Annotated in this window: 12 protein-coding genes and 1 tRNA gene; 5 read left to right on the top strand and 8 right to left on the bottom strand. The window is 43.3% G+C overall.

What is annotated here, in order from left to right:
* The 4 genes from ICN41_RS08795 to ICN41_RS08780 form a co-directional block, all read right to left on the bottom strand.
* Nucleotides 1-353: hypothetical protein (locus ICN41_RS08795; RefSeq protein WP_216292523.1), on the bottom strand; the 353-nt coding region annotated here is incomplete at its 3' end.
* Nucleotides 354-380: 27 nt separating this feature from the next.
* A complete protein-coding gene (locus tag ICN41_RS08790; RefSeq protein WP_216292522.1) occupies nucleotides 381-842 on the bottom strand; it encodes a DUF411 domain-containing protein in 462 nt (153 codons plus the stop codon).
* Nucleotides 843-894: 52 nt separating this feature from the next.
* Complete coding sequence (locus ICN41_RS08785) at nucleotides 895-1497, bottom strand: DUF6803 family protein (RefSeq protein WP_216292521.1); 603 nt, start codon at nucleotides 1495-1497, stop codon at nucleotides 895-897.
* A 68-nt stretch (nucleotides 1498-1565) separates the two neighbouring features.
* On the bottom strand, nucleotides 1566-1904 hold the full coding sequence (locus tag ICN41_RS08780) for a hypothetical protein (RefSeq protein ID WP_216292520.1): 339 nt from the start codon (nucleotides 1902-1904) through the stop codon (nucleotides 1566-1568).
* 84 nt (nucleotides 1905-1988) lie between these two features.
* On the opposite strand from ICN41_RS08780, the gene ICN41_RS08775 reads away from it, so the two are divergent.
* Nucleotides 1989-2339, top strand: a complete 351-nt coding sequence (locus tag ICN41_RS08775) for a DUF3147 family protein (RefSeq protein WP_216292519.1) — start codon at nucleotides 1989-1991, stop codon at nucleotides 2337-2339.
* Nucleotides 2340-2441: 102 nt separating this feature from the next.
* Here the strand turns inward: ICN41_RS08775 and ICN41_RS08770 are convergent, their stop codons facing one another.
* From ICN41_RS08770 to ICN41_RS08755, 4 genes are all read right to left on the bottom strand, one after another.
* On the bottom strand, nucleotides 2442-2708 hold the full coding sequence (locus tag ICN41_RS08770; protein WP_216292518.1) for a Txe/YoeB family addiction module toxin: 267 nt from the start codon (nucleotides 2706-2708) through the stop codon (nucleotides 2442-2444).
* Nucleotides 2702-2944, bottom strand: coding sequence for a type II toxin-antitoxin system Phd/YefM family antitoxin (locus ICN41_RS08765; protein WP_216123334.1), 243 nt, complete (start codon nucleotides 2942-2944; stop codon nucleotides 2702-2704). The genes ICN41_RS08770 and ICN41_RS08765 overlap by 7 nt, the downstream gene beginning before the upstream one ends.
* Before the next feature lie 112 nt (nucleotides 2945-3056).
* Nucleotides 3057-3132, bottom strand: a tRNA-Phe gene (locus tag ICN41_RS08760).
* Between the two features lie 156 nt (nucleotides 3133-3288).
* Entirely contained in the window at nucleotides 3289-4080 is a 792-nt protein-coding gene (locus ICN41_RS08755) for a GntR family transcriptional regulator (RefSeq protein ID WP_216292517.1), read from the bottom strand.
* A gap of 93 nt (nucleotides 4081-4173) precedes the next feature.
* Between ICN41_RS08755 and ICN41_RS08750 the strand changes: the two genes are divergently transcribed.
* The 4 genes from ICN41_RS08750 (at nucleotide 4174) to ICN41_RS08735 (ending at nucleotide 10426) form a co-directional block, all read left to right on the top strand.
* Entirely contained in the window at nucleotides 4174-5631 is a 1458-nt protein-coding gene (locus ICN41_RS08750) for a sulfatase-like hydrolase/transferase (protein ID WP_216292516.1), read from the top strand.
* 23 nt (nucleotides 5632-5654) lie between these two features.
* Nucleotides 5655-6638 (top strand): tripartite tricarboxylate transporter substrate binding protein, encoded by a 984-nt coding sequence (locus ICN41_RS08745; protein WP_255537950.1) that lies wholly within the window; start codon nucleotides 5655-5657, stop codon nucleotides 6636-6638.
* 649 nt (nucleotides 6639-7287) lie between these two features.
* The gene (locus ICN41_RS08740) at nucleotides 7288-9363 is read left to right on the top strand and encodes an autotransporter outer membrane beta-barrel domain-containing protein (protein ID WP_216292515.1); all 2076 of its coding nucleotides are present in this window, start codon (nucleotides 7288-7290) and stop codon (nucleotides 9361-9363) included.
* 463 nt (nucleotides 9364-9826) lie between these two features.
* Nucleotides 9827-10426, top strand: a complete 600-nt coding sequence (locus ICN41_RS08735; RefSeq protein WP_216292514.1) for a DNA-3-methyladenine glycosylase I — start codon at nucleotides 9827-9829, stop codon at nucleotides 10424-10426.
* The last annotated feature ends 12 nt before the right edge of the window (nucleotides 10427-10438 follow it).

Raw genomic sequence — 10438 nt, 5'->3', positions numbered from 1 at the left:
GATATGGAGTCTTCGCGGGTACAAGCCCTAGAAAATCCATTTGGTCCCAAAGTATTGGGGATGTGATTGGTAAAGGTGAAAACCATGTGGTCGGTACCGGACGTAAAGCATGTGTCCGGTACGTACCATGGATTCTTGGTGGCCCGGGGCGGAATCGAACCACCGACACAAGGATTTTCAAATATCCTCCGATAGACCGCTTTCGCTTTGATTTCAAGGGCTTGAGTCACCAGTCTCGACTTGTCTAAAAATTGTGCGTCCTTGTGCCGGTCAAATTTAGCAATGAAATCAGAATCTTGCGAGGGGCATTTTTTCTGTGCGTACAGATTGTGTTGCCATACCCCTTCAGTCAACCGCCATAGCACCGAGAATCTCTGACTCTACTTATAGGCCTGATAAACCGAGGGCATACCATTTAGTCCAATCAATAAAACATCGTAAGGATCTTTTCTGCCCTTGTATTCAGGGCCATCCATGCCCGGTGAGCCAATCGGCATAGCAGGAACAGCAAGCCCAATTGCCTTGGGTTTTTCTGCCAAGAGTCGCTTAATTTCTTTAGCGGGCACATGTCCTTCGATTACATAACCATTAATTTGAGCGGTATGGCATGAACCATACTGAACTGGCATTCCTAGCTTTTGACGCATTTCAGTATTACCGATATCAATTGCCTTTACATGAAAGCCATTTTTTTCTAAGTACGCCGCCCAATCTTTACAGCATCCACAAGTTGGACTTTTCCACATCGTAATTAAGGGCTTCTCTGTTACAGCAAAACTTAATGTAGGTAATAAAACCAAGCCAAACGAAATAAGCCTTCTTTGCTGATTTACCGATCTCATATTAACTATCCCTTTCTTAAAATAAAGATTGCCCTTGCGGGCAAACCTTTTATTAATGACTATGGCCTTGCTTATTCATCGGCATGGTTTTTTTCATTTGCTGATGATCCTTCATCATGTCGCGATGCCCATCAGGATGGCAAAACTCATGATCCGAGTTGCCACCCATTTGATGAGGGTTAGCGCTTTTGTATCCCAGAATACTTGGATCAAGCATGCCGGCGATCATGGCGATGTGTCCAAATACCAAGAACAAGGCAACGCATATCGCATGAATCTTTAACTTACCCATTTGATCTAGCGCTCGATTAACTAAACCAAACTCTTGTAGGGCAATCCAGATCAGCGGCAATCCTGCGATGACATAAGTACTAACAGCGATTACATCAATCACTGTTCTCCACTCGCCTGCCTGTGTAATGGGAATAATGGCGTTAGTCACAATGTAGTAAATGATTCCAACAAAATAAACGCCCACAGCAATCCCAGAAAAGCGATTGAGGTAATAAACAGCACCATCGAACTTGCGAGTAAAGAGTAGATATAGCTCAGTGATAGCTAATGTCTCTGCCAAGATGATTGGGATCGCCATAAAAATAATTAAATTCCAAGGCTGATTAACAGCCAACAACTCCATGTAGTGAGTCATGTTCATTGTGTTTCTCCAAAATATAGGCGTGACTGGGTGTCACAAATCAAACTAACTTGTATTTCAAAATTAGCTTAGGCTTTTGGAGGTTTATAGATAAAGTTAATCATTGGCTGAAGAACCAACGATGAGCCGGTTGAATGCGGGGCTTGGGTTGAGGCTACCGAAAGCTCAATACTCAATATTGGAATAACGACTAAACCTAAACAGCACTGATAACTGTCGGCATGGCAAGGTTGATTGGTATTTGTATCGTGAGAGTTGCTCACCAGCTCATCACAATGATGGTCTGAGTTATCAGTAACGGCAACTTGATGCTGAGGCTGATGTGCCGATAAATCAATGGGTATCACTGCCGCATGAATCAAGCTGGCAAACAGACTAAAGCAAAGAGCGGCACATATCCTTCTCACAATTCCATTCTATGCCCATTTGCTAGATTTGTCGTTTTAAACGACATTCCTATAATGGGGCAAGCAAAAAAATTTAAGGCATCTATGGCTTGGATCATCACCAAATATCTACTAACAGCAGGAATGGTTGTATTCATTTCTGAAGTTGCCAAACGAAGTGATAGGTTGGGTGGCTTTATTGCGGCATTACCCTTAATGACTCTTCTAACACTTGTATGGCTGTATGTAGAAAACCAATCCGAAGAAAAGATTGCCAATCACGCCTATTACACCTTTTGGTATGTGATTCCAACGCTGCCTATGTTTCTATTATTTCCATACTTACTTCCAAGACTAGGATTTTGGATGACGATGGGTGCGTGTATAGTGGCAACAGCTATCTGCTTTGGCTTATTTGCTTTGCTGATGAAGGGCTTTGGAATTAATCTTCTGTAAATGAAAAACCACCCGAAGGTGGTTTTGGTGTTTCTTGGTGGCCCGGGGCGGAATCGAACCAAGGCCGAGGATGCCTGACTCTGCTTTAGGCTAATGCCGACTTCATTCGTAGTGAGTCCACATCCTTAAAACACGGATCGTCTTCTCCTTGCGCAAAATTTCATAAACTAGGCGATGTTGAATATTAATTCTGCGTGAGTAAGCCCCCTTTAGATCGCCAACTAACTTCTCATAAGGCGGCGGATTTTGGAGAGGGTCTACTTCTAAAATATCCAATAAAGCCTGGGCTTTACCTTTAAGGCCTGCGGCAGATAGTTTTTTAGCATCTTTAATGGCATATTTGGAATAAGCTAAATTCCAGGTTACCACTTCAATGCCCTTTTACTTTTAGTAATAGGCTCAGCCATAGCGTCTTTAATTGACTCACGCATTCCTGGAATTGCCAATAGATAAAGCGTCTCCTGAATAGCGCTCCAATCTTCTTCGGAAACTAAAACAGCATTTGCTCGCTTACCAGAAATGACTACTGGCTTGTGTGACTCTGCCGCTTGATCAATCAAACGGTAGAGACCTGCTCGAGCTTCACTTGCGGTTAATGTGGTCATGATTTCACTCCTTTTCAATATAGTACGCAAAAGCGTACGCTTTGTCAAGTGACCATCTCATCCACCCGACCAAAAGAAAATGCCCCGCACGAAGCAGGGCATTATTTGAGTTTGGTGGCCCGGGGCGGAATCGAACCACCGACACAAGGATTTTCAATCCTCTGCTCTACCGACTGAGCTACCAGGCCAAGACTGGGAATTATAAATGAAACTGTGTTTTAGCTTGGTAAATGCGGGTGACTGTGCCGACTCGCCTTATTTTGCTGGACTCTCAGGCTAGTGGAGATGGTTGATCCTGTGGGACGGTATGGAAGCGATGGAACAAGTGGAGATTTAACTATCCTCTATCTATAGAGGCCTTTATCACGGCCATCAGAAGCCAAATCTAGTTTTCTGGAATTTGGTGGAATCCATATTTCTTGATAGTACAGAGGTTGATTCTGGCCAATATATGCAAACACTTGCAAAAATTGACACATGATGCCTGTTTTAATTTTTAATCTTTTCTGAATATCTTTAGATGGCAACTTTATTTCAAGATGCTGAATAAGCCTGCCTACTGGTTGATGGGTGTTATTCCATATGATTTCTTTAAAATTTTCACCTGATAACTTTTTAAGTGATAACTTTTTGAACTCCGTAAATTTGTGAACATTAATCCAGAAAGAACTGTAAGCAAAGAATTCATTTCCAATATCAAGAATGCGATCTATCTTGTAGGCATCTTTTTTACCCACATGTTCAGTCCACACTCCTTCACCGTGAGCCAGCTCTCTAGATATCACCGTGGAATAAACAGGTAAATATGAACGGCCAGAGTCGTCAATAAACCTACAATGCAATGGAGCATGCATCCTGCCCAAATCACCACTGGCTAAGAATGATCCCGCCCCCTGGCGACGTAGGATTACGCCATCTTCAACCAACATCCTAAATGCACGCTGAATTGTTCCAAGTGAAATAGGCAACTCTTGGGCCCACCGCGCTTCAGTCATTAGGCGCATTCCAGATGGCCATGCACCACTTGATGCCATATCGATAATAGCATCCCGCAGCGCAATATATTTGGGTACTCCTGGGCGTGAATGCTTATTTAAAACTGCCAAGAACTCTTTTAGATCAGGTGATTTACTCATCAGACTATTTTAGCCATCATTGACTCATTCAACTATTACTATATAGTAATATAGTATTTAATAGGATTTCAACTGGCTAAAGATAGGAGTTGTATGGCAAATAATTTTCTCGTCATCATGTCGGACGAACACAATCCAAAGGTTCTTGGAAATTCTGGCCACCCAATCATACAAACCCCAAATCTAGATGTTCTTGCAAAGACGGGGACCGTTTTTGAGCACACTTACACAACTAGTCCTGTTTGCATACCTGCTCGAGCTGGATTTGCAACTGGAAAATACATCAATCAAATTGGATTTTGGGATAACGCTGATGCTTACGATGGCTCAATTCCCTCCTGGCATCACATTATCAGAGACCAGGGGTTTAACGTAACCTCAATTGGAAAACTACATTTTCGTGAATACGAAGAAGATCATGGCTTTACTGAAGAACAAATTCCTATGCATATTCTCAAGGGAAAAGGGGACTTGCTCGGACTTGTGCGCGACGATCTGCCTAAGCGTGGCGGCTCAAAAAAAATGGCAGCGTTAGCTGGGCCAGGAGAATCACAATACACGTTCTACGACAAAGAAATTTGCTCCAAAGCCCAAATCTGGTTACATGAGCAGGCAACCAAAGAGCGGGCTGTAGATAAGCCCTGGGTTCTTTTTGTTTCGTTTGTAGCGCCACACTTTCCACTAACAGCGCCCCCAGAACATTATTACAAATACTGGGGCAAAGAATTACCAATGCCATTAATGTATGCGCGGGAAGAGCGCCCCCATCATCCTTATTTAGAGGATTACAGGAATTCATTTTGTTATGACGACTACTTTGAAAATGAAGACCAAGTCAAGCGGGCTCTATGCGGCTACTTTGGTTTAGTTTCCTATCTAGATGAGAATGTGGGAAAGATCCTGACTACTTTGCAAGATCTTGGCTTTGCAGACAATACCAACATAATTTACACAAGTGATCACGGAGACAACTTAGGTGCTCGCGGTCTGTGGGGTAAATCAACGATGTTTGAAGAAATTGCAGGCGTGCCCTTAATTATGGCTGGCCCAGATGTTCCAAAAGGGCTTCGTATTGAAACGCCGGTAAGTCACGTAGATTGCTTCCCAACCATTCTTGAAGGGGTTGGAATTAGTTTTAATTCCGTTAAAGATGGTCATCTAGGGGTATCGCTGTTTGATATTGCAAATGGTTACAAGCCCGACAGAACTGTACTTTCCGAATATCACGGTATGGGCTCTACAACTGGGGCCTATGCCATTAGAAATGGTAAATGGAAATATGTGTATTACGCAAAGTACCCAGCTCAATTGTTTGATCTTGAAAGTGATCCAAATGAAACAACGGATCTTGGGCAGAGCCCAGATTACAAACATATTCTTAGTGAGTGTCACTTAAAACTTCTGAGTGTTTGCGATCCTGATGAGACTGACAGAAGGGCCAAAGCAAGACAGGCTGAAAATTTAGCAGCAAATGGCGGGCGAGAGGCTGTGATTGCCCGCGGGGATATTGGATTTACTCCAGCACCTGGCGCTGCAGCAGACTTCCTTTAATACTAAAATTGATTGGAGAAGAGATGCAAATGAATCTGGTATTGAAATACACTACCTCGCTATTGACTAGCTTTTTACTAATTACTCCTGCGTTGGGCGCCCCATGGCCCGAAAGGCCAATAAAAATTATTGTCCCTTATCCTCCTGGAGGCGGAGTGGATGGGGTAGCGAGAACGTATGCACAAAGACTCGGTGAAATTCTCAACACCACTGTCTTAGTAGAAAATAAAGCAGGCGCCTCAGGCGCTATTGGGGCCGATCTAGTTGCTAAAAGTGCGCCTGATGGATATACCCTTTTAATAGCGTCACCTGCAGAAGTTGTGGTTGGACCTAGCGCAGGTCAAAAAGTACCCTATGATCCAAAAGTTGATTTAATTCCTATCTCCTTAATCGGGGAAACACCTCTAGTAATTGCAGCTCACCCAAGCGTTCCCGCCAAAAATCTAAACGAGTTTATTGTTTTAGCAAAAGCTAACCCTGGAAAGTATTCTTATGGAACACCGGGCAATGGCAGTTCAATGCAATTTGCTGGTGAATCATTAAATGCTATTGCTGGAATTGATATTTTGCATATCCCTTACAAAGGGGCTGCTCCAGCAACAGCAGATGTGCTAGGTGGGCAAATTCCAATAGCGATCGTAGGAATGCCGCCAACAATTGCTCACGCAAAAAATGGGAAAATTACAATCCTTGCGGTCACAAGTGAAAAAAGGTCTGCTGCAATGCCTGACGTTCTGACGGTAGCTGAACAGCCCGGTATGAAGGGGTATAGGTTTACCAATTGGATGGGGCTTTTTGTTCCTGCCAAAACGCCTAATGAAATTACAAATAAACTAGCTTCGGCAACCGCTAAGATTGTTAAAGAACCTGCAATTCGGGATAAGTTACTCTCGCAGGGTGTAGAGCCGATTGGCAGCTCGCCCAAAGAATTTTCTGAATTTTTGAAGCAGGAATATACGACCTATTCCAAGATTGCCACCGATCGTAATATCAAGATGAACGAATAAAAATTTATCGGCGTCCCGTATCTAGACGCTGAATTTTATTGTTCTAAATGGAACATAGATTATTGTGCCAACACGACGCTGCGGATGCCAATTCGGGGATATAGGAAACCGCTGGGAGCCATGAGATTCGGTGCCGAGCGGGCAGTGAGTCTTGCTCAGCTAGGACCCAATGAGTAGAGGACTATTAATCCTCTCGCCTACGTTTTCAATCCTCTGCTCTACCGACTGAGCTACCAGGCCAAGACTGGGAATTATAAATGAAACTGCTGGGAGACTCTCTAAATGGGTTTACTGTAGCCGACTCTGGTGAAAGCCTTGTAAATCCTTGCTAGTGGGGATGAGGCATCCTGCTGACGGTGGGCGACTAATAGGCATATATGAATCCTCTGTTTAACGAGGCTTGATGTGGCGAGACTTACGAAGGACTGCTAACGACCCAAAGCAGACTGTGGCGGAGATAACCTCCGCTGGAGGCCTTTTAATCCCTTGGTCTCGAGTTCGGAAACACTATTTTGGTGCAGCCAATCTCTTCCAGCCCATCAGTGTAATAAGTGATAAGTTACACCTCGAATACACTTCAAATAGACATATTCGATAGCTTCCTCTATAAAGTCTAAATGCTCCGTGTTTAACCTCAATTCCTATTGTCATGATTACATTTTTAAAAAGTATTTTTGTCAGCACTACTGTAGCAATAATGTTGATGATGAAAATTGGTGCAGCTCAATCGCAGACCAATTACTCCACCATCATTGCCGGCTCTAATTGGGATGTTCCTGCTGCCAATTTATTAGGCTATGTCGCATCCACTACATCAGGACTGTCAAATGCTACACCTTTGGGAGACCAAACTACATGGGGTTGTCAGCTGGGTGTTAATGGATGCACTACTACATCTACATCAGGGATGAAAGTAACTAGCGTTGTAGGTGGCACAACTTCATTTGTGGGATCAGCGACAGGAGTATTTGCGCTTGGCCCAATTACGTTCATCCCATCCTATGCATCCATATCTGGAACTGTGGCACCGAGCGGGCAAATTTCTATGGTGTTTACACCCACTAATAGTAGTGGAGTAATAACTGGTGCACCAACCACTCTCGGTTTTGGGCAATTCGTAACCTATAACGGTACAAACGCAATACAAATGCAGATGTTTACACCTGTACAGGGCTTGTACGTCACACACTGGGCTAATATGGTTCCCTATGATGGAACGAATGCAACCCAAATTACATCAAACCCGACAACTACTGCCAACCCAGCATACTCATGGACAGCTGGAACAGTTTGGAAAATAGTTGACCCTATTTTATTTGGAAGCACCAAGCCCGGACGCTTCACAATTAATAACTATAGTGGCGGCTATTTCACGGGGACTGGCATTGGGCCAGATGGAAAAACAATTACCTTTTCTCAATTAGGCTCTGTGACTCCTGAGGGTAAGGTACTTTTTGCAACTCTGAAAACAGGAAGTGCAGAAATTGCCACTTCTTATGGCAGTATCACTGGCTCCAATACAAATGCTTCGATGGTATTGGCAGGTTATAACAACGCTACTGCTGCCTATACAGGTTATTACACAATTCTCACAGAAATCACCCCTTATGTCAGCGTCACTGCGGCAGCTAACAATCCAGCAGCAGCTGGTGCAGCTGCATCTTTATATAACCTTGGCGGAACTGCTCTTGGTTTTACTGGTGCTATGGCACCCGTCATCACAGCGATTGACAATCTCTCGGGAACCGCGCAATCAAATGCCATTAGTCAAACTATGCCGGTACTGACTGGAGCAGGCTCACAAGCAACTGCTAGTTCGCAGCGAATGTTTAATCAAAATGTACTTGCTAGACAAAATGCCTTAGCAGGTAAATCAGGTGGTGAAGATATTATTGGGAATAAAGAGGTTTGGGGTAGGATTTACGGCGCTTGGGGCAACCAAGCTACCTACGCTAATGTAGCTGGCTATAACAGTAATACTGGTGGCTTAGTTTTAGGTGCCGATAAGGTAATTTCAAGCGAAATAAGCTTAGGTGCTGTTTTAGGAATATCAACATCATCTATGAGCTCAAATAATTCTGCAGCTCCTAGCAACTTAAACATCAACAGCTACCAATTAGGGGGCTATGGAGATTACAAATTAACTCCAGCTTTAAAATTAAATTATCAGGCTGATATTGCCGTCAATCAAAATTCTGGCTCACGCAATATCAGTTTTTATGGAGTTACTGCAAACTCCAGCTATACAAGCTACACAGGCCACCTTGGAACAGGCGTACAACAAAACTTTGTTCTTAACGATAAAACCTCGATCACCCCAACCTTTCGCGTAGATTACCTCACCGTACAGTCTCAGGCCTATAACGAATCTAATGCTGGCGTATTAAATTTAAATATTAACAATCAAACATGGAATGAGTTATTTACCACTGCTGGATTAAGGGCTGATTATGAGTTCATGCCGAAAGTGAAACTATCCACCAATGTGAGCGCTGGATATAACTCTCTAAATCGTCAAGTTCTCTTGGGAGCTAGCTATGCAGGAGGAGGCAATTCATTTACCACTTACGGACTTCAGTTGTCACCATGGCTTTATAACGCCGGGGCTGGTATTTCTGGAGTGATTACTAAAGATATTGAGCTCAATGTTCGTTATGATCTTCAAACAAGCACATCAGGCTATCTAAATCAAATTGCCTCTGCTAAATTAAAGTTCTACCTATAAAAGTAGTTGAGTATTTCCATGCTACTCTAAATCCGTCAGCGTCTACCTTGCCCTTTTAATCCGTTGGTCGCGAGTTCGAATCTTTCCTGACTGCTTCTGGCCGATAGCAGCCATCAAGCGTCCTGTAACTAGACGCTGAAATTTATTGTTCTAAATGGAATACAAATTTTTGTACCAACTCAAAGCTGCGGATGCCAATTCAGGAATATAGGAAACCGCTGGGAGCCATAAAATTCAGTGCAGATAGGGCAGTGAGTCTTGCTCAGCTAGGACCCAATGAGTAGAGGACTATTAATCCTCTCGCCTACGTTTTCAATCCTCTGCTCTACCGACTGAGCTACCAGGCCAAGACTGGGAATTATAAATGAAACTGTGTTTTAGCCTAAAAAATGTCCTTTACTGCGTCTGATCTGGGGTGAGCCGGTGCTTTCACTCTATCTAAGCAAGCCTTTAGAATCAAGGCATGAAAACACTGCTTCGTTGCCCATGGTGTGAAGGCTTTGATCTATATCGGCAGTATCACGATACTGAATGGGGTGTTCCAATTCATGACAGTAGACAGTTATTTGAATTGCTGATCTTAGAGGGCGCCCAGGCTGGCCTATCTTGGTCTACGGTATTAAAGAAGCGAGAAAGCTATCGCGAAGCATTTAACCAATTCGACCCAAAGAAACTAGCTAAATATGACGATCAGAAGGTTGTCGAGCTGTTGGCAAATCCTGGAATTATTCGTAATCGCCTAAAAGTAGCTGCCACAATTGGTAACGCTAAAGCCTATTTAGCGCTAGAGAAAAGTGGACAACCATTCAATCAATTTCTTTGGTCATTTGTTAAACATAAATCCATTCAAAACAAACGCCATGCCTTAAGCGAAATTCCGGCAAGCTCACCTGAATCAGATGCAATGAGCAAGGCACTACTGAAGGCTGGATTTAAGTTTGTTGGAACAACAATTTGTTATGCATTTATGCAGGCTAGCGGAATGATTAATGATCATCTCGTCTCTTGTCATCGATATTCAGCAGTACAAAAGATCGGGAATACTCAGCGCAACCCTAAATAGTCTCTAGCTCAA

It is taken from the genome of Polynucleobacter sp. 15G-AUS-farblos (assembly GCF_018882445.1).
Lineage (GTDB): Bacteria > Pseudomonadota > Gammaproteobacteria > Burkholderiales > Burkholderiaceae > Polynucleobacter.
Note: the sequence above shows the minus strand (reverse complement) of the source record. Positions and strands in the feature narration are given on the sequence as shown.